Raw genomic sequence first — 20,210 nt, 5'->3', positions numbered from 1 at the left:
CTTATTACGCCTTATTTCACTGATGAACATAGTTCCCGCTTTCCACTGTCGTCAACACGCGCTGGCGGGGTAAAAATCTCAATTCAATCACTATGCTGGAGACACGTTATGGTTGCTGTCAGTATCCTCCTCCTACTGATTATCATCGGGGCGATGTTTTACCATCGGCTCAGCCTGCTATTCGGCAGCGCTATCCTGCTGGCCTACTTTGCAGCGATGTCCGCCATGTTACTGTGGCCTGTCTGGCTGATGATCCCGCTCGTGATTCTGCTGATTCCGATCACGGTTCCTGCCCTGCGCCAAAAGCTGGTTTCCGCTTCTGCGCTGCGCATGTTCCAGAAGGTCATGCCGCCGATGTCGAACACAGAAAAAGAAGCAATCGACGCCGGAACAACCTGGTGGGAAGGCGATTTGTTTCGCGGCGCGCCGGACTGGAAAAAGTTGCATCACTACCCGCGTCCACAGTTGACCGCCGAAGAGCAGGCGTTTATCGACGGGCCAGTTGAAGAAGCCTGCCGAATGGCCAACGACTTTGAAATCACCCACGAACGCGCCGATATCCCGCCAGAGTTGTGGGAATATTTAAAAGAACACCGCTTCTTCGCCATGATCATCAAGAAGCAGTACGGCGGGCTGGAATTCTCCGCCTATGCACAGGCACAGGTGCTGCAAAAACTGGCGGGTGTCTCCAGCATTGTGGCGATCACCGTCGGCGTTCCTAACTCGCTTGGCCCCGGCGAGCTGCTGCAACACTACGGGACGGAGGCACAAAAAGATCACTACCTGCCACGTCTGGCACGCGGCCAGGAAGTTCCCTGCTTTGCACTGACCAGCCCGGAAGCAGGGTCTGATGCAGGCTCAATTCCCGATACCGGCATTGTCTGCTACGGCAACTGGCACGGGGAACAGGTCGTGGGCATGCGCCTGACCTGGAATAAACGCTATATCACACTCGCGCCAGTCGCCACCGTGCTCGGGCTAGCTTTTAAGCTGTACGATCCCGATCATCTGTTAGGTGATAAGGACGACGTAGGGATTACCTGTGCGTTAATTCCGACGGATACCGATGGCGTTAAAATCGGCCGCCGTCATTTCCCACTGAACGTTCCGTTCCAGAACGGACCGACGCAGGGTGAGAACATCTTTGTTCCGCTGGATTACATCATCGGTGGGGCGAAGATGGCCGGTCAGGGCTGGCGTATGCTGATGGAGTGCCTGTCGGTCGGGCGCGGCATTACGCTGCCGTCCAACTCCACCGGCGGCCTGAAGTCGATTGCCCTCGGTATCGGTGCTTACGCCCACATCCGCCGTCAGTTCAAAATCTCTATCGGCAAGATGGAAGGTATCGAAGAGCCGCTGGCACGCATCGCGGGCAATGCTTACGTGATGGATGCCGCCGCGACGTTGATTACCAGCGGCATTATGCTGGGGGAAAAACCGGCGGTGCTTTCCGCTATCGTCAAATATCACTGTACCCACCGTGGTCAGCGCAGCGTGCTGGATGCGATGGATATCGCTGGCGGTAAAGGTATCTGTCTCGGCCCATCTAACTTTCTGGCACGCAGCTATCAGGGCGCACCGATTGCCATCACCGTGGAAGGGGCCAATATTCTGACGCGTAGCATGATTATCTTCGGGCAAGGCGCAATCCGCTGTCATCCTTATGTGCTGGAAGAGATGGCAGCCGCGCAGGCCAACGATGTGTCACGCTTTGACCGTGCGCTGGTTGGGCACATTGGTCACGTCGGCAGTAACAAGGTCCGCAGCTTCTGGCTTGGCCTGACCAACGGCCTTCTAAGCCGTGCGCCAGTAAACGACAAAACGCGTCGCTACTATCAACAGCTCAACCGACTCAGCGCCAATATGGCACTGCTGGCGGATGTGTCGATGGCGGTACTGGGCGGTAGCCTGAAACGTCGCGAGCGCATCTCGGCCCGTCTGGGGGATATTCTCAGCCAGCTCTATTTAGCTTCTGCGACGCTAAAACGCTATGAGGATGAAGGTCGTCAGAAAGCGGACCTTCCGCTGGTGCACTGGGGCGTGCAGGACAGTCTACATCAGGCAGAACAGGCGCTGGACGATCTGCTGCGTAACTTCCCGAATCGTGTCGTCGCAGGGTTATTGTCCTTCATTATCTTCCCGCTGGGGCGGCGTTGCGCTGCACCGTCTGACCAACTCGACCATGAAGTCGCCAAGATTTTGCAAACACCATCGGAAACGCGCAGCCGTCTGGGCCGCGGCCAATATCTGGTTGCCAGCGAACACAACCCCGTCGGGCTGATGGAAGAAGCGTTGCTGGATATCATCGCCGCCGAGCCAATTTACCAACGTCTGTCAAAAGCCAGCGATAAACCGCTGTCATTCATGCGATTGGATCAGTTGGCAGAACAGGCGCTAGTGGAGGGTCAGATTACCGCAGAAGAAGCGAATATTCTGACCAAAGCCGAAGCCAGCCGCTTACGTTCAATCAACGTGGATGACTTTGCGTTCGACGCACTGGCCGCCAACAAGCCCGCGCCCGTACCGCAACCTGAAAGAAAAACCGAAGTGGCATAACAGCCTTATTTGCGAAATAGGAACGGTGATAATGGAATAGAAGAGTAAAGCGTCCGCGTCATAGATGGCGCGGCTCGAGCTTACAGGGAGGTACTCGCAGCGTCTTTACGATCTATCCATTATCACCGCTCAACAAGCTTTGTCAGTAAACCCAGCTCGGTTATACCGGCCTGTTCTTTCCTTTAAAGGCACATCAGTTGTAAAATCCACATCATCTTTCCTTCTGAATGAAACCCGACACATGGCTTACATCCCCAAGAACTACGCCAGACTTGAAAGCGGCTACCGCGAAAAAGCGCTCAAACTTTTCCCGTGGGTATGCGGTCGTTGTTCACGCGAATTCGTCTATTCCAACCTGCGTGAATTAACCGTTCACCACGTCGATCACGATCACAGCAATAACCCGGAAGACGGTAGTAACTGGGAAATGCTGTGTCTCTACTGCCACGACCATGAGCATTCGAAATATACCGATGCAGATATGTACGGTTCGACCGTCGTTGCCGGTGAAGATGCGCAGAAGGATGTTGGCGTTGCCACGCATAACCCTTTCGCGGATTTACAGGCCATGATGAATAAAGGGAAGAAATAGAGGTAATAAATTATCGGATTGCCGCTCCCATCCGGTTCGTTGACGGGAGCGGATCTTGAAATTGTGCAACTGATATTGTGTGGTCAATATTGCGTGGCTAATTAAGCACCGCTCTGCCGTACTCGCGCCAGTAGCGCATCTACATCAGCAATATGCGGAGCGGCCAGCACCAACGTCCTGCCCAGCGAAAGAGCATGACGCTGACACGCCAGACGCGCTTCCGTCTCCTGAATGCTGTCCAGATCGGCGACGTGTGCCAACCCTATCGTGCGGCGAATCAATTCAGTTCCACAGTAACCGATAGCATCCAGCCAAACCTGCTGCAAAAACAGCGCGGCATAGCCCGATTCCGCCAGTGCCGGATCGCGACCATCATCTTCGCTTAATGCCAAGAAACGGGTGGAAAAGGTCTGCCACAGCGTGCGGATATCTTCCAGACGCCGTTCACGCCCTGCCGCCGCCTCACGCGGAGCCAGCAGCCCCGGCAGGCCACAATAATTCAGCAGCAGGTTGCCGACAGCGGTGCCGACGTCAAACCCCATCGGTCCGTAGAAACCGAACTCAGCATCAATCGCCTTCAGGCGTCCTTCCGCCACAAAGATCGACCCGCTGTGGATGTCACCATGCAGTAGCGCCTCAGCTTTGCTCAGGAAACGGTGCTTCAACCCAGCGACCGCCAGCTTCAGCGCCCGATCGTCACGCAATGCCTGCACATCCGGCGTCAGCGCTGCGTCAAACTGGTTTCTTTCGTGATCGATATAGGGGTCGGTAAAAAACAGATCTTCGGTAATCTGGCACAGTTCAGGGTTGGTAAACTGACTTACTGCCGCTTTCTTCTCATGCGGGTGCTGATAGAAATCAGACGTATGGAATAACGTTTGTGCCAGATATTCCCCTAACTGCGCTGCCGCCTGAGGATAATCCGCACCGTTCACCAACTCGCCGCGCCAGATACGATGATCGGAGAGATCTTCCTGCACCATCACCGCCAACTCAGGATCGTGATGTAACACGGTTACGGTGTGTTGCGGACAAAAGCGTGCGTGCGTCAGCAGCGTTTCTGCTTCAATACGAGCGCGGTCGAGCGTCAGCGGCCAGGATTCCCCGACGCAGCGCACATAGGGCAGCGCCTGTTTGACAATCACCCGGCTGATACCCGTTTCATCTTTAATTTTAAACACCAGATTCAGATTGCCATCACCGATCTCTTCTGCGGCGACCAGCGTTTGCGGCTGACTGACACCACCGTACTGGCGGGCATATTCCACAGCGTCATCCGCCGTAAAAGTGCGGTAAAGTGACATTCCAACTCCTCGCTATTCTTAAATTCAAGATACGGACATAAAAACGTTCGGACGTCTATACATCTATCAGGCATCTTGGCAGAATACGAATATCGATGCAACATGGATTTAACGACCTATGCAGACACTTAACACAACCAGCCTGAAAATCGTTGATAACCAACTGTGGATCCTCGACCAGCAGGCACTGCCGCAAGAGAAACGCTGGTGTCCTTGCCCAGATGTCACGTCACTGGTTAAACATATCCAGACGCTACGAGTACGCGGCGCGCCGCTGATTGGCCTGTCTGCCAGTCTGCTGCTCGCGCTGCTGGCGGAGGAAGGCTTATCGCAGACTGAACTGGCGCAGGCGCTGGAGACGCTACGTGCATCGCGTCCCACCGCCGTCAACCTGATGAACAATCTGGATCGCATGAAGCTAGCGCTGGCACAGCCACAGTTTGTTGCTGCGCTGGTGCAGGAAGCGCTTCGCTTGGTAGAAGAAGATCGCGCACTGTGCGAAAGCATCGCCGATCGTGGTGCTGCACTGGTGAAACCAAATAGCCGCTTGCTAACCCACTGCAACACCGGCGGGCTGGCAACCGCAGGCATCGGCACGGCTATCGGCGTACTGCTGCGTGCGCACCAACAGGGGAAGGTTGCGCAGGTGTGGGTCGATGAAACCCGCCCGCTCTTGCAGGGTGGACGCCTCACGGCTTGGGAGCTAGGCGAGCTGGGCATTCCCTATAGGCTAATCTGTGATTCGATGGCCGCCAGCCTGATGGCGCAGGGTCAGGTCGATGCAATTTGGGTCGGCGCAGACCGCATTGCCGCCAACGGCGATGTCGCCAATAAGATTGGCACCTACAGTCTCGCGGTGCTCGCGCACTATCACCAAATTCCGTTTTACGTCGCGGCACCGCACACCACGCACGATCCTGTGTGTCAGGACGGCCGAGCCATTCCTATTGAACAACGCGCCGCCGCCGAAGTCACCGGCGTTTCCGGCAGCTTCGGCCACTGTCAGTGGGCACCGCAGAACGCTGCCATCTACAACCCAGCGTTCGACGTCACCCCCGCCGCCTTAATCAGCGGCTGGGTACTCGACACTGGCGTAATCACGCCACAGGACGTCAAAGAAGGGATATTTCAGGCGGCGTTGAAATGACGACAAACCCAAGTGTTTCAAAGAACATCAGGATACGCCGCACGGATGCGGCGAAATCCTCATCCAATGTTTACCGTCCCTCCGCCAATCACCACACCGCCGCAACTCACCCCATCTCCGGTTCGCGCAACGGGTTTGCCATCAACGAACACACTGGATGAGCCACCGATGATGTTCCGGCTATGGCCATGAGGAGCCAGAGGATCGCCCTGTCGGGCCAATGGCAGACCATCAACTTTAACCGTTGATGAACCAGCAGAGACCGGTGTCGGTGGATGGCTACCGTGCCCAGTGTCACTATCGCCTAATTTAACTGCGTTACCCATTATCAGTCCTTTTTTAATCCATCCATTACACTATACCCGTCATATTTCAAGCTGCATGTGCGTTGGCTACGTTACTCGAATTATTTAGGCTATATCGAAGTAAGAAAATTAGTTACTCGACATTAATCCCACGTTATCTCACCAGCGTCACCTTACCCTCTATTATTGAGAAATAAGGCCTGTAAGCAAAAACAATCCTCCCTTCCTCATTTATAAATCTTAATGGCGAGTTTTGGAAAAAACCCACACCTAAACGAAATAACCGCCCATCACGATACTTAATTATTTTATATTTACTCCAATCAATTGGAAGAGGAGTAAGTTTTTTATCGATGACGTGCTGCGGAAAATCGGTAGAAATAAACATCATCCCCGTATTAGATCCTTCCGCAAAGGCCATTTCCTGATTCGAGATCTGTGTGATTTTTTTCAGACCTTCAATATCACGATCTTTCATCATCATCCAGATATCGGTATAAGCCACTTTGATTTTTTGCAGGTCATCTTCTGTCACCGGGGTGGCATTGACCCACGACCAGCGTGGTAAGCCAACGGCCCTCAGACTACCTCTGACTTTATAGAAGCCATAGTCTTTTTCATTTTTGGTATAACCTTCAAACACTGTCGAACTATTGGCTGTCGTGGCAGAGTTACTCGCTGTAATTGCACCTTTTTCATTCACAGTTAATTTAAAGTTGGCGATTTCGGTACTGGTTGTCTCCGTATCCTTGGTGACAATCACCTGGCAGGATGAGTCTGGATACAGCGTTTTGGGATTTTTATGATCCAGTGGCCCCATCAGCAGTTCAATATCATTGTTTCCATTTTCTAAAAACGCCGTCAAATTAAATCCCGCTGATATGGTTCCAGAATCCATTTCTGTATTATCAATCGCAGGCAGATCGTTGGCCCGTAAAATACAGGTACTTTTATAGGTTTTAAAAGAAAACAGATATTTCTCTTTTATCCCTTCCTCAGCCTTGGCCGGAAAAACTAACACTAACAGCGAAAAAACCATCATTGTCAATAAGAATAAAATTGGGTTATAAGACACTCTACTAACACTCACGATGAGTCTCCTTGTTAATTAATTCATTAATAAATAATAAAAATAAGCTTGTATTTCCATTTCATCTAATAGCATTACCATTCGTTCATGAGATATATTAAGACGTTGGAGTAAATATTTTTCACTCCAACATGATCAACCTAAACTATCTAACCAGTGTCACCTTTCCATCTATTATCGAAAAGTAAGGATTGTAACCAAAAACAAACTTCCCATCAGGGTTTTTAAATCTCAATGGAGAATGTTGGTAATACCCCACACCTAATCGGAAAAGTCGTCCACCACGATATGGTATTAATTTATACTTGTCCCACTCAATCGGGATTGGGGTGAATTGTTTATCGATGACGTGCTGCGGAAAATCGGTAGAAATAAACATCACCCCCGTATTAGATCCTTCCGCGAAGGCCATTTCCTGATTCGAGATCTGTGTGATTTTTTTCAGGCCTTCAATATCACGATCTTTCATCATCATCCAGATATCGGTATAGGCCACCTTGATCTTTTGCAGATCATTTTCTGTAACCGGAGTCGCATTGACCCACGACCAGCGTGGTAAACCGGCAGCCTTCAGACTGCCTCTGACTTTATAAAAGCCATAGTCTTTTTCATTTTTGGTATAACCTTCAAACACAGTCGAACTATTGGCTGTCGTGGCAGAGTCACTCGCTGTAATCTCACCTTTTTCATTCACGCTTAATTTAAAGTTGGCGATTTCGGTACTGGTTGTCTCCGTATCTTTTGTGACTATCACCTGACAAGACGAATCAGGAAACAGCGTTTTGGGATCTTCATAATCCTGCGGCCCCATCAGCAGTTCGATATCATTGTTTCCATTTTCTAAAAATGCCGTCAGGTTGAACCCTGCGGACAGGTTTCCTTCCCTGGCTCGTCCGGTATCTACTGCTGGAAAATCGTTTACTCTTAAAAGGCAAGAGCTCTTGTATGACTTAAAAGAAAACATATATTTCTCTTTTATCCCTTCCTCAGCCCTGGCAGGAAAAACTAACACTAACAGCAAAAACGCTGCCATCTTCAATAAGAATAGAGGTGAATTATAAGACGCTCTACTAAAAATCACGGTAATCCTCCTTGTTAATCAATCCATTAACACATAATGAAAATGTGTTTATTTTTATTATTTCGTCTAATAGCCCCCATTATTTTATGAGGTGTATTAACACGTTGGAGTAAATATTTTTACTCCAACATGACTAACCTATATTATCTAACCAGCGTCACCTTACCCTCTATTATTGAGAAATAAGGGTTATAAGTAAAAACAACATCGCCGTTAGCATTTTTGAATTTCAGTGGTGAATTCTGGAAGAATCCAATAGCAAGGCGAAAAAGTCGCCCATCGCGGTATTTAATGATTTTGTATTTATCCCATTCAATAGGAACCGGTGTAAGCTGTTTGTCAATCACATGCTGCGGAAAATCGGTAGAAATAAACATCATCCCCGTATTAGATCCTTCTGCAAAGGCCATCTCCTGATTCGAGATCTGTGTGATTTTTTTCAGGCCTTCAATATCACGATCTTTCATCATCACCCAGATATCGGTATAGGCTACTTTAATTTTTTGCAGGTCATTTTCTGTAACCGGAGTGGCATTGACCCACGACCAACGAGGCAAACCAGCAGCCTTCAGACGACCTCTGACTTTATAGAAGCCATAGTCTTTTTCATTTTTGGTATAGCCTTCAAACACTGTCGAACTATTCGCTGTCATGGCAGAATCATTCGCCGTAATTTCACCTTTTTCATTTACAGTTAATTTAAAATTGGCAATTTCAGTACTGGTTGTCTCCGTATCCTTGGTGACTATCACCTGACAAGATGAATCAGGAAACAGCGTTTTGGGATCCTCATAATCCTGTGGCCCCATCAGCAGTTCGATATCATTGTTTCCATTTTCTAAAAATGCCGTCAGATTAAATCCCGCCGACATAGTTTTAGAAGGAATAGTTGTATTGTCACCAGCCGGAAGATCGTTAACCCGTAAAAGGCAGGTGCTTTTATAGGTTTTAAAGGAAACCAGATATTTTTCACTACTCATCTCATCAGCTTTGGCTGGAAAAACCAACACAACCAAAGAAAAGGCAAGTATCCTCAACAATAGTGATGGATTGTAAACCGCTTCAGAAATACGCACTGCTAGCCTCCCTGTTAATTAAATCATTAATGCACGATAAAAATCAGTCCCGTCTGTTACTTAATGATTATAATAGTGCCAACACAACAGGTAATTATACCCCCAAATTTGTTAGCACTTCGGTTAATAACAGGATGATTAATTTAATAAATAGATTAACCGATTGGAGTAAACAGAATGCTTACTCCAGCATAATTACCCTATATTACCATTACCTCACCAGCGTCATCTTACCCTCTATTATTGAGAAATAAGGGCTGTAATTGAAAACGGCATCACCCTGAGAATCATTAAATTGCAGTGGTGAATGTTGAAAGAACCCAACTCCCAAACGGAAAAGGCGGCCTCCACGATATGTTTTTAGCTCATAATCCTTCCACTCAATCGGAGCGGGAGTAAGTTTTTTATCAATCACATGCTGTGGGAAATCCGTAGAAATAAACATCATTCCCGTGGTAGCACCTTCCGCAAAAGCCATTTCTTCGTTCGAGATCTGTGTGATTTTTTTCAGGCCTTCAATATCACGATCTTTCATCATCATCCAAATATCGGTATAGGCTATTTTAATTTTTTGCAAGTCATTTACTGTAACTGGAGTGGCATTGACCCACGACCAACGGGGCAAGCCAGCAACCTTCAGACTGCCTCTGACTTTATAGAAGCCATAGTCTTTTTCATTTTTGGTATAGCCTTCAAATACTGTCGAACTATTGGCTGTCGTGACAGAATCACTCGCTGTAATTTCACCTTTTTCATTCACAGTTAATTTAAAGTTGGCGATTTCTGTACTGGTTGTCTCCGTATCTTTAGTGATAATCACCTGACAGAATGAGTCAGGGTACAGCGTTTTGGGATCTTTATGATTCTGTGGTCCCATCAGAAGCTCAATATCATTTTTTCCATTTTCTAAAAACGCCGTCAGATTAAATCCCGCCGACATTGTTTTGGAATGAATCAAGGCATTATCAGCCGCGGGAAGATCGTTGACTCTTAAAATACAGTTGCTTTTATAGGTTTTAAAAGAAAACAGATATTTTTCGTTACTCATCTCATCAGCCTTGGCTGGAAAAACTAACACTAACAGCAAAAACGCTGCCATCTTCAATAAGAATAGAGGTGGATTATAAAACGCTCTACTAAAAATCACGGTAAGTCTCCCTGTTAATTAATCCATTAGCACATAATAAAAATGTGTTTATTTTTATGATTTCATCTAATAGCCGCCAATTCTTTTACGGGGTATATTAACACGTTGGAGTAAATATTTTTTACTCCAACATAATTAACCTAAATCACCTTACCAAAGTCACCTTGCCATCTATTATTGAGAAATAAGGCCTGTAAGCAAAAACAATCTTCCCTTCCTCATTTATAAATCTTAATGGCGAGTTTTGGAAAAAACCCACACCTAAACGAAATAATCGCCCATCACGATACTTGATTATTTTATATTTACTCCAATCAATTGGAAGAGGGGTAAGTTTTTTATCGATGACGTGCTGCGGAAAATCGGTAGAAATAAACATCATCCCCGTATTAGATCCTTCCGCGAAGGCCATCTCCTGATTCGAGATCTGTGTAACTTTTTTCAGGCCTTCAATATCACGATCTTTCATCATCATCCAGATATCGGTATAAGCTATTTTAATTTTTTGCAGGTCACTTTCTGTAACCGGGGTGGCATTGACCCACGACCAGCGTGGCAAACCAGCAGCCTTAAGACTGCCTCTGACTTTATAGAAGCCATAGTCTTTTTCATTTTTGGTATAGCCTTCAAACACTGTCGAACTATTCGCTGTCATGGCAGAATCATTCGCCGTAATTTCACCTTTTTCATTTACAGTTAGTTTAAAATTGGCAATTTCGGTACTGGTTGTCTCCGTATCTTTAGTGATAATCACCTGACAAGATGAATCTGGATACAGAGTCTTAGGATCTTTATGATCCAGTGGTCCCATCAGCAGTTCAATATCATTGTTTCCATTTTCTAAAAATGCAGTCAGGTTAAATCCTGCCGATATAGTTCCAGAATCCATTTCTGTATTATCAATCGCAGGCAAATCATTTACCCGAAGAAGGCAAGTGCTTTTATATGTTTTAAAAGAAAAAATATATTTTTCACTACTCATTTCATCAGCCCTAACTGGATATGTCACTAATAGAAAAAAGAAAACACATACATTAAATAAGATTAAACCGATGTTTAGATTCATATTTTTCCAATTTGTCATGAATTACCCACTCCTTTTCAGCCTGCTTACTTTGGCCAGAGGTTTTATTAGTTGAATTTCTATCCGACATATCAGTACCATCATTCCCCCCCCCTTTCGAGCGAGAAGACATCCCTACCGTATAATTCACATAAACCTTCGCCGTGATTCCTTCGTGGTAAAGTACCAAATCCAGTTGATCTTTTGTCGGCGCATATAGCCCCAGGCATCCTTTTGCAACAGCTTTTCCGCCAATTTCCAGTGCCCCCTCGGCGATATAAAAACGCACCCCCGCACGGACATTGGCTTCCGTAGTCAATGTTAGTGTGGCTTCTGCCGATTCGTCTTTCTGCCATTCCCACTCATTTTTGGCGTCTGATTTAAATACCAGCGAGAAGTTGAGATCCCCATCCGCAACGAGCCAAAATTTGGTCCCGAAATACGCAGCGTTACCACCTTCCTCGTAGGCCTGTTGCTGAGACATCAGTTTTTCACGAACGGCCGCTAATAACACATCCGCCCGATACCAGGCGGCAAATGCCTGAAGCAGATCCAGTGTCATTGTTATCCCGATCAGCGGGGCTAACCGGAGCGACAATTCTCTTTCAATATATACCGCGCCCGATTGACTATCTTCTTTTAACTCACCCTTGGCGCTAATCTCTACTGCCGGATAGGTGATGTCTGTTTCCAACAATTTGATCTTGTCATTCTCGCCTTCGGCCGTAGACAGCGCCTTGCTAATAAAATCGATGGCTTTTACCGATTTATTCAAAAAGGAAAGCGTATTGCCTTTTTTCTTGAAATCTTTTTTCATTGAAGATTGATATTTCTTCTCTGGCTCACCGCTGCCTAACGTGTATGAAAACGTTCCGCCAATGTCAAGAGAGTCGCTTATTTCATAGTTAGGCCGCCTCGTCCATCCTCGAGCGCCACGCTGCGGATTCCCATTGGCAATATTTTGCTCTCGAGCCTGTTTCATTTTCTGCCGCGTAGTAAACTCGGTAACCTTCTTATCGGTGCCAATAGCAACATCGATATTCCAGCTAAACGCTGGATAAATCACAATTTCTGAGCGAAGCGCGTCTCTGGAAGGTAGGCTAAATACCTGTGATATATCATTAAGAAAATGTAGTGACTCGCTGACAAAGGGCTCATCGTTACACTGTCCTACACGCAAGGTGTATATTTCCTTAGGTAACAATGCCTTGATACCTTTTGAAAACACATACTCCCTCAGGAAATCAATCGCATCATGTGTTGAAAAAATATCCGTTTTTTCTTTCCCATAGTCACACACATAATTCGTCAGGCCACTACTAAAAACTTTGGGCGAACGGCGGCGCTCAGAATCATAGATGATCCCATGAGGGCACAGTGGGTTATGTGAAACACAGCCCTTTCCTGTCAGACCGAATGAAACCCGAACACCTTCTCCTGTTTTATCAATGGTTTCTACCGTTGTTATAAAATCATCCTGAGTGTAATCATGTGTCCAATATTTCACTTTAAGTGAAAATGAATGAATGCAGGTATCTGGATTTTCGCAATTACACGATGGCGACCCCGCCGTCAAACTTACCATAGCCTTTCCTTATAAGGGCACACAGCCCAATTCCCTGAGTAACAGCACTTCTGCTTTAAAGACGCCCTTTTTACCTTCGGCACAGAGGACATTTTTAAAATCAGCAGGAATATCTTCCAGTGTCAGATAATCGCGGGAATGAAACAGCGAGAATAAACCGCGAATACTCCTGTCATCGGTGATTCCCTGTAGTTTCAGCCAACGAAATATTTCACCAATTTTTGATAAATCAATCAGCCTGCTTTCTCCGTCCCAACTTTCAATTTTACTCACCAGACCTTCGATATAGCGTTGCTCAAAAATTAGCGTTAATTCATCCATCTGCTCTGGCGAGATCCGCATTATTTTCCGCCGGGATGCACTTCCTGCATGAAACGTTGCGCGCAGGGTAGCAAAACTTTCACTCTGCGATGTTCCTTGCCAGTTCGTCGTTATCTCCTCAATGGGGCCGAGAAAGGTATGCTTTTCCCAGTCAGAAAGTACGGATAGCAGCGGCCAGATGTTGCGCGGGTCATAAAAACGGAAGAAGACCGGTTTTTCTTCATTGGGGATCTGAACATGCAGATATTTGCGTAAATGCTGACGCAGGGTTTTCATATCAGCCCTGCTTTCAAGCAATATCCCCCAAGGGGTTTTTCGTTGTTCAAGCCATTGAAAAATAGCGTCGTCAACTCGCACCAGATGCGGAGCCAAGCGCCCGATGTTCTCGGGAACCGGATCGGCGTATAAACTGGCATGGGGTGGATCGAATTGTTCCAACATAGAGAACAGTTCAGGTTCTGCTGCCGCATCTACAATTGCCCAGCGTGTTATCTCACTCACCTTTTTTTTCCTTTGCCGGACAGTGCGCCACAAACATCGTTCCCTGCGCGGCTGCCGCTTTCAATATCGCCGGATCGGCGGGTAGTGCCAAGTCGCCTGGACTACCGCCTGAGTTCAGGTTGATAGCAGGCCCTTTGATGTCAACGCCTCCGGCGTGGATAACCACAAAGCTGCCTCCAACTCGGAGTGTCAGTTTGCTGCCACTTTGCAGCGTCAGATCGCCATTGCTGTCCACGCTGAACACGCCGCTGATTTTCTGCGCCAAATCACCCTTAACCTGTATGCCTCGATCGCCTTCCGTCAGCGATAAATTGTTGCCTGTGATTTTGTGATCCTGATTACCTTCCACCGTAATCTTACGGTCATTGGCGACCACCAGCGCCTCATCATGCCCAATACTGGTTGTTCGGTTATAGTCCACTCGCTCATCTTTAGAATTCAGTACCCGTACTGCCATGTTCTTCTGGGCATGAAGGAAGATCTCTTCGTTATCGGTCGCATCCTCAAAACTGAGTTCGTTAAAGCCTTTTCCTTTGTGTGTTTTTGAACGTAGCGTGGTACGTGTTTTATTGGCTGGCAGCGGATACGGCGCTGGATTTGTCGCGTGGAAGGTACGTCCAGTGACAATCGGCTGATCAGGATCACCTTCGAGGAAGCTAACAATCACTTCATGACCGATACGCGGGATAGCGATCAGTCCGTATTGGCCGCCCGCCCAGCCCTGACTCACCCGCACCCAGCAGGAACTCTGGTCATTATTCGCCCCATAACGGTCCCACGGGAATTGCAGTTTGATTCTCCCGTACTTGTCGCAGTAGATTTCTTCGCCAGCCGGCCCCACTACCCTCGCAATCTGCGGGCCGTCCACCATCGGTTTGTACGGCATGACGGCCCGCCAGTTTTTTTTCGCACTGATAACCGCAAAGCTGTTGCTCATGGTCGTCGGCTCACCGCCGCTTTCCTCCTCCAGCGCCTGCGGTTGCTGCCCGATATGCATCACGCTCACCGTTTGCCACACCGTATTCAGCGTCGCATTCGGATGCTCAGTTAACGTGAAGCGACGGCCCGGCATCAGGCCAGCGCAGTTAGATTCCCCTTCGCTCGTCACCGCTCCAGAGCGCAGCGCATCCAGCCGGTAGTTGCTGAACGCTTTGCCGCTCGGATCTTGTTTATAACGTCCTGGATAGTCGTAATGCTGATAACTTTCACGTTGGTGATCCAATTCGCTACTCATCTTCTTATGTGACAGCCCGTAGGCCGGTGTCTTGAAGCTGTAATCCTTCAACTCCACTTCTGCCGTGCTCACCCGCTCTGCATAGTGGAAACGCCGGATGTATTCGCCTTCACTCAGCCCCTGCGTCGCCAAATTGAAGAACAGCTCAGGGCCCTTAGCCAGCGCTCCCGCATCGTCGGCAAAGACGACACGGTGTTTGCCTTCCTCAAACTCGTGGAAGAAGTACAAGCCTTCCTCTGCCGCCAGTCGGGTGACAAACGCCAAATCGCTTTCCCGGTACTGCACGCAGTATTCGCGCGGAGCATGGTCGTGACGTAACGAAAAGGCGTAGTCGGTAATGCCGGCTTCTTCCAGCAGGGTGCCGATAATCGCCTCCGGTTTCTGGGCCTGAAAGATACGGGCGTTGGTGCGTAATCCCAACCGCCACAGCTCCGGGCGCACCTCCGCCTGATAGCGGGTGCGGCGAAAACCGGTGTCGCCCTGTGTGAAACCACTGATAATCCCACTGACCCGGCGTTTTAGCTCGCCCTCATACCAAATCATCAGCTCGCACGGCTGGTCCAGCACCGCGCCAAAATCCACATCCGACGATGCGCTCGCCAGACTCAGCGATAGGCTGAAAGGCCGGTTAAGCGCCTCGCTGAGCTGAAAACCCACCACCGCAAAGGTGCTTTCCGGCAACGCACCGACCTTCACGGTGAACTGCAATCCTGTACTGTTGGCCATCCGTCCTCTCCTTCATCCTTCTCCGCCGACATGGCTACCACACGCCCCGGATCCCCAGAGCGACACGCCGTAGTCATGTTTAATATCAAATAGTTGGATTGTGGTCTGCGTCTACCCACACCACAATCCACGTTGATAAATACACCACATTGATAAAACGCCACACAGGAGAGAAGCGCAGAAAATTTAGGTTGAGCAAAGACTCGGCGTGTTCACACGGTAGAAAACAAGAAAGTTGCGGGGCTGGGACAGTAGGCAGAATAATGAAAACGTTCCATGTGACATCCTTGACGCTATTCCTTTTGAGAAAGAAAGTACGGGTAAAGGATAGCAAAATGATCAAAAGGGCAATAGCACAAAAAAAGGCCTAAAAACAAGCAAACGCATTGATTAACAATGAAATAATTTCAATTTAAATAAATTAGCCAGAGAATTAAAAGCAACGTCATCATCTGAGGACAGGGTATCCCCGGTCCTCAAACTGATACTCGCCATACTCGTTGTCTTTGCGTTAACAAGGGGTCAAACACCTGCGTATTAACGCTCCAACTTCGGATACGCATCTGCGATCTTGTCGCCAGTAAAATGGGCGACCCAGCCTTCCGGGTTATCAAACAGGCGGATGGCGGTGAAGTGCGGTTTCGGTCCCATATCAAACCAGTGCGCCGTGCCTGCGGGCACAGATAGCAGATCGTTCTTCTCACACAGAATCTGGTAAATCTTGCCGTTCAAATGCAGGCAGAACAGCCCCGCGCCTTCGACAAAAAAGCGCACTTCATCTTCGTGATGGACATGCTCGGATAAAAACTTGGTGCGCAGCTCCACACGCTGCGGGTTATCCGAACGCATACTGATCACATCCCAGCTTTGATAGCCTTTTTCTGCCACCAGCTTATCGATTTCATGCTGATAGACTGCCAGCACTTCCTCGGACGACGGCGCATCACTCAGCTTCTGGCTAGCTTCCCAGCGCTCAAAACGCACGCCGATATCATTCAACTGTTTCTGAATCGCCTCGGCGTCCTGACTTTGCCAAATCGGCTGGCTTGCATCGCTGTCGCTAAAAATGGTTAATCCACTCATTGGGCGTACTCCGGTAAGTCGATCTGGTCAAAACGTGCCACCTGACGGTGACGGCTTACGTTATCTGCATCATCACGAATAAGCTGGCAGGTATGCCAACCGGCTTCCTGCGCGGCATCCAGCTCCTGACGAATGTCCGATAGGAACAACAGTTGCTCAGTAGGCAACCCAATGGCTTGCGCAATCGTGCGATAAGAATCCGTCTCTCGCTTCGCACCGACGCGAGTATCAAAATAGTCGCTAAACAGCGGTCGCAGGTCACCCGCGTTGCTGTAACCGAACAGCAGTTGCTGCGCTTCTACCGAGCCTGATGAGTAAACATACAAGCGAAGACCTTGCTGCTGCCACGCGGCGAGCTGTTCTGCCACTTCAGGGTACAGATGCCCCTGAAAATCACCATTACGATAGCCCGCGCGCCAGATAATGCCTTGTAGCTGCTTCAGTGCCGTAGATTTACGATCTTCATCCATAAACTGGTTCAGCGCGGTAATCAGTGTGTCGCTATCTGCATCAGGCTGACCCAACTCCTGACGCAGCGCGTTCAACGCCTGCGCAATCTCAGGATCGCTACCGAACTGTCGCACCGTGTCGGCCAACCGCTCACGGGCATAAGGAAACAGCACGCTGTGAACAAAACGGATGTCGCTGGTCGTGCCTTCAATATCCGTCACAATTGCGGTAATCATGCTTTCGCCTCCAGCAGTCGGCGCTGCAATTCGCACTGAAACAGGAACTCTAATCCTTCCAGATGACGGCGCGCGTCTTTCACCGTTGCGCCCCAGCAATAAAGGCCGTGGCCACGCACCAGAAAACCGTAGCGTAGCGGCGTGTGGCTGGCGTACTCGGTTACTCGCTGCGCCAGCGCCGGAATATCCTGATCGTTATCGAAAATCGGGATCGCCACGCGATCCAAATGAGTGGTCTGCCCCGCCAGCGATTTTTGCATTTCGTAGCCGTGCAGCACCAGTTCAGCACCCTTCTCTACCCGAGACAGCACAGTAGCGTTCACCGAGTGGGTATGCAGCACCGCACCAATGGTTGGCTCACGACGGTACAGCAGCGTGTGCAGCCCCGTTTCTGCCGATGGCGTGCGGCCGCTCGGCACATGGTTTGTAGCAATCTCCACCAGCAGGAAATCCTCAGCCTGAAGGCTGCCTTTATCTTTACCCGATTCAGTAATCAGGCACTGCGCGTCATCAAGCCGCACGGACATATTACCGCCCGTCGCCGGACACCAGCCCTTCTCACCTATCCAGTGGCAGGCCGCAAGCAGCGCCGTCAATTGTTGATTTTCAGTCATGAGGCTTCCCGTTTTTGGTCCGTTTTTCTAGAAATTTTTGGGGCTTTTTTTGAAACATAGATGCTTTCGTTATGTCTTAGTACACAAAGGCATTTAGCCGTTTAAACGTCCAAGCGTCTTGATTGCCAAATACTAACAGCATGTTATATTACCAGCAATACAGGCTTGCAGGAGTCCTACCCGCTATGAGCGCCGCTCTGATCCCCGACAGTAAACTGCCTTCACTAGGCACCACCATCTTTACCCAGATGAGTGCGCTGGCCCAACAGCATCAGGCCATCAATCTATCACAAGGTTTCCCTGATTTTGACGGCCCGGATTATTTACAACAGCGGCTGGCGTATCACGTCAGTCAGGGCGCAAACCAATACGCACCAATGACCGGCGTTGCACCGTTGCGTCAGGCCATTGCCGAAAAAACGGAAGAACTGTACGGCTGGCGACCGGATGCCGATAGTGAGGTGACCGTCACCGCAGGGGCAACTGAAGCGCTGTTTGCCGCTATTGCTGCACTGGTTCGCCCCGGCGACGAAGTGATTTGTTTCGATCCCAGCTATGACAGCTACGCACCAGCCGTTACGCTGGCTGGCGGCGTACTCAAGCGCATCGCCTTGCAGCCACCGACGTTTCGCGTGGATTGGTCACATTTTGCCGACCTACTGAGCGATCGCACGCGGCTGGTGATTCTGAACACGCCGCACAATCCGTCTGCCACCGTCTGGCAGAAAGCAGATTTTGAGCAGTTGTGGCAGGCGATTGCCGCACGTAACATCTTCGTGCTGAGCGATGAAGTCTACGAACACATCTGTTTCGACAGCGACGGGCACGCCAGCGTGCTGGCCCATCCCTCACTGCGCCAACGCGCGATTGCCGTTTCCTCGTTCGGTAAAACGTTCCACATGACCGGCTGGAAAGTCGGTTATTGCGTCGCACCAGCCGCCTTAAGCGCGGAAGTCCGTAAGGTTCACCAATATCTGACGTTCTCCGTCAACACGCCCGCGCAGTTTGCGATTGCCGATATGCTGCGTGAGCAACCGCAACACTGGCGCGAACTACCCGATTTTTACCGCGCACGTCGCGATCGCTTCATCAATGCGCTGGCGGGCAGCCGTTTTGAGATTTTGCCCTGTGAAGGAACCTACTTCCTGCTGGCGGACTATCGGGCGATTTCCGCTCTGGATGATGTCAGTTTCTGCCGCTGGCTGACCGAGCACGTTGGCGTGGCCGCCATTCCGCTCTCCGTCTTTTGCGCCGATCCGTTCCCACATACGTTGATTCGGCTATGCTTTGCTAAACAGGAAGCAACGTTGGATGCCGCTGCGGAGCGTTTATGTCGACTTTAAAGATTACCTTGCTGCAACAGCCACTCGTCTGGCGCGATGGAGAAGCCAACCTGCGCCACTTCGATACCTTATTGGAGGAGATGAGCGGTCGTGATGTCATTGTGTTACCAGAGATGTTCACCACCGGCTTTGCGATGGAAGCCGCCAGAGGCAGTCTGGAGCAATCAGTCGTCGAGGCGTGGCTACGCCAATGGGCGAAAAAGACCAATGCGCTGATCGGCGGCAGCGTCGCGGTGAATACGCCAAAAGGCGCGGTGAACCGTTTCCTGCTGGTCGATCCGCATGGCGAGGTGCATCACTACGATAAACGCCACCTGTTCCGCATGGCGGATGAACACCAGCACTATCAGGCGGGTACGGAGCGGCTCACCCTTGAGTGGCGCGGCTGGCGCATCTGCCCAATGATCTGCTACGACCTGCGTTTTCCCGTGTGGTCGCGCAATCGGCAGGACTACGATCTGGCGCTGTATGTTGCCAACTGGCCTGCTCCACGTGCAGCACACTGGCAGACGCTGCTGGCGGCACGCGCTATTGAGAATCAGGCCTATGTTGCGGGCTGCAACCGCGTTGGCACCGACGGCAACGGCCACAGCTACCGTGGCGATAGCCTGATCATTAACGCTCAAGGGGAAATTCTGGCTTCTGCCGCCCCCAACCAGCCCGCCCGTCTGGATGCTGAGCTATCGCTGGAAGCGCTGCAAAGCTATCGGGAATCCTTCCCTGCGTGGCGCGATGCCGATCGGTTTACGCTGTAAG

18 protein-coding genes are annotated in these 20,210 nt (G+C 49.7%); 5 read left to right on the top strand and 13 right to left on the bottom strand.

Features of this window, described 5'->3' with window-relative positions; all coding sequences use genetic code 11:
- Positions 1-108 precede the first annotated feature (108 nt).
- The gene (fadE, locus tag A7983_RS13380; protein ID WP_005975724.1) at positions 109-2,556 is read left to right on the top strand and encodes an acyl-CoA dehydrogenase FadE; all 2,448 of its coding nucleotides are present in this window, start codon (positions 109-111) and stop codon (positions 2,554-2,556) included.
- Between the two features lie 241 nt (positions 2,557-2,797).
- Positions 2,798-3,148, top strand: coding sequence for an HNH nuclease YajD (gene yajD, locus A7983_RS13375; RefSeq protein ID WP_005975722.1), 351 nt, complete (start codon positions 2,798-2,800; stop codon positions 3,146-3,148).
- 101 nt (positions 3,149-3,249) lie between these two features.
- On the opposite strand, the gene mtnK is transcribed toward yajD, so the two are convergent.
- On the bottom strand, positions 3,250-4,452 hold the full coding sequence (gene mtnK, locus A7983_RS13370) for an S-methyl-5-thioribose kinase (RefSeq protein ID WP_005975720.1): 1,203 nt from the start codon (positions 4,450-4,452) through the stop codon (positions 3,250-3,252).
- A gap of 118 nt (positions 4,453-4,570) precedes the next feature.
- Between mtnK and mtnA the strand changes: the two genes are divergently transcribed.
- On the top strand, positions 4,571-5,599 hold the full coding sequence (gene mtnA / locus A7983_RS13365) for an S-methyl-5-thioribose-1-phosphate isomerase (RefSeq protein WP_005975718.1): 1,029 nt from the start codon (positions 4,571-4,573) through the stop codon (positions 5,597-5,599).
- 59 nt (positions 5,600-5,658) lie between these two features.
- Here mtnA and A7983_RS13360 read toward each other — a convergent pair whose 3' ends face one another.
- From A7983_RS13360 to A7983_RS13305, 12 genes are all read right to left on the bottom strand, one after another.
- Entirely contained in the window at positions 5,659-5,925 is a 267-nt protein-coding gene (locus tag A7983_RS13360; RefSeq protein ID WP_005975716.1) for a type VI secretion system PAAR protein, read from the bottom strand.
- Positions 5,926-6,058: 133 nt separating this feature from the next.
- Positions 6,059-6,994 (bottom strand): hypothetical protein, encoded by a 936-nt coding sequence (locus tag A7983_RS13355; protein WP_005975714.1) that lies wholly within the window; start codon positions 6,992-6,994, stop codon positions 6,059-6,061.
- A gap of 145 nt (positions 6,995-7,139) precedes the next feature.
- Positions 7,140-8,075, bottom strand: a complete 936-nt coding sequence (locus tag A7983_RS13350; RefSeq protein WP_005975712.1) for a hypothetical protein — start codon at positions 8,073-8,075, stop codon at positions 7,140-7,142.
- Positions 8,076-8,218: 143 nt separating this feature from the next.
- The gene (locus A7983_RS13345; RefSeq protein ID WP_005975710.1) at positions 8,219-9,151 is read right to left on the bottom strand and encodes a hypothetical protein; all 933 of its coding nucleotides are present in this window, start codon (positions 9,149-9,151) and stop codon (positions 8,219-8,221) included.
- A 211-nt stretch (positions 9,152-9,362) separates the two neighbouring features.
- Positions 9,363-10,298, bottom strand: a complete 936-nt coding sequence (locus A7983_RS13340; protein WP_005975708.1) for a hypothetical protein — start codon at positions 10,296-10,298, stop codon at positions 9,363-9,365.
- A 145-nt stretch (positions 10,299-10,443) separates the two neighbouring features.
- On the bottom strand, positions 10,444-11,382 hold the full coding sequence (locus tag A7983_RS13335; RefSeq protein WP_005975707.1) for a hypothetical protein: 939 nt from the start codon (positions 11,380-11,382) through the stop codon (positions 10,444-10,446).
- Positions 11,333-12,946 (bottom strand): hypothetical protein, encoded by a 1,614-nt coding sequence (locus A7983_RS13330; RefSeq protein ID WP_005975705.1) that lies wholly within the window; start codon positions 12,944-12,946, stop codon positions 11,333-11,335. Before A7983_RS13330 ends, A7983_RS13335 begins: the two co-directional genes overlap by 50 nt.
- 9 nt (positions 12,947-12,955) lie before the next feature.
- Positions 12,956-13,768, bottom strand: coding sequence for a DUF4123 domain-containing protein (locus A7983_RS13325; protein WP_005975703.1), 813 nt, complete (start codon positions 13,766-13,768; stop codon positions 12,956-12,958).
- The gene (gene tssI, locus A7983_RS13320; RefSeq protein ID WP_005975701.1) at positions 13,761-15,728 is read right to left on the bottom strand and encodes a type VI secretion system Vgr family protein; all 1,968 of its coding nucleotides are present in this window, start codon (positions 15,726-15,728) and stop codon (positions 13,761-13,763) included. Before tssI ends, A7983_RS13325 begins: the two co-directional genes overlap by 8 nt.
- A gap of 537 nt (positions 15,729-16,265) precedes the next feature.
- Complete coding sequence (locus tag A7983_RS13315) at positions 16,266-16,811, bottom strand: 1,2-dihydroxy-3-keto-5-methylthiopentene dioxygenase (RefSeq protein WP_005975699.1); 546 nt, start codon at positions 16,809-16,811, stop codon at positions 16,266-16,268.
- Positions 16,808-17,497, bottom strand: coding sequence for an acireductone synthase (mtnC, locus tag A7983_RS13310; protein WP_005975697.1), 690 nt, complete (start codon positions 17,495-17,497; stop codon positions 16,808-16,810). The genes A7983_RS13315 and mtnC overlap by 4 nt, the downstream gene beginning before the upstream one ends.
- Positions 17,494-18,111 carry a methylthioribulose 1-phosphate dehydratase gene (locus A7983_RS13305; RefSeq protein ID WP_005975695.1) on the bottom strand — a complete coding sequence of 206 codons (618 nt, stop codon included), beginning with the start codon at positions 18,109-18,111 and terminating at the stop codon, positions 17,494-17,496. The genes mtnC and A7983_RS13305 overlap by 4 nt, the downstream gene beginning before the upstream one ends.
- Before the next feature lie 185 nt (positions 18,112-18,296).
- On the opposite strand from A7983_RS13305, the gene A7983_RS13300 reads away from it, so the two are divergent.
- Together A7983_RS13300 and A7983_RS13295 are read left to right on the top strand one after the other, a co-directional pair.
- A complete protein-coding gene (locus A7983_RS13300; protein ID WP_005975693.1) occupies positions 18,297-19,454 on the top strand; it encodes a pyridoxal phosphate-dependent aminotransferase in 1,158 nt (385 codons plus the stop codon).
- On the top strand, positions 19,442-20,209 hold the full coding sequence (locus tag A7983_RS13295) for an amidohydrolase (protein ID WP_005975691.1): 768 nt from the start codon (positions 19,442-19,444) through the stop codon (positions 20,207-20,209). The genes A7983_RS13300 and A7983_RS13295 overlap by 13 nt, the downstream gene beginning before the upstream one ends.
- The last annotated feature ends 1 nt before the right edge of the window (position 20,210 follow it).

Origin of the sequence: Pectobacterium wasabiae CFBP 3304 (genome assembly GCF_001742185.1) — a bacterium.
Lineage (GTDB): Bacteria > Pseudomonadota > Gammaproteobacteria > Enterobacterales > Enterobacteriaceae > Pectobacterium > Pectobacterium wasabiae.
This window is presented reverse-complemented; position numbering and strand designations above follow the sequence as displayed.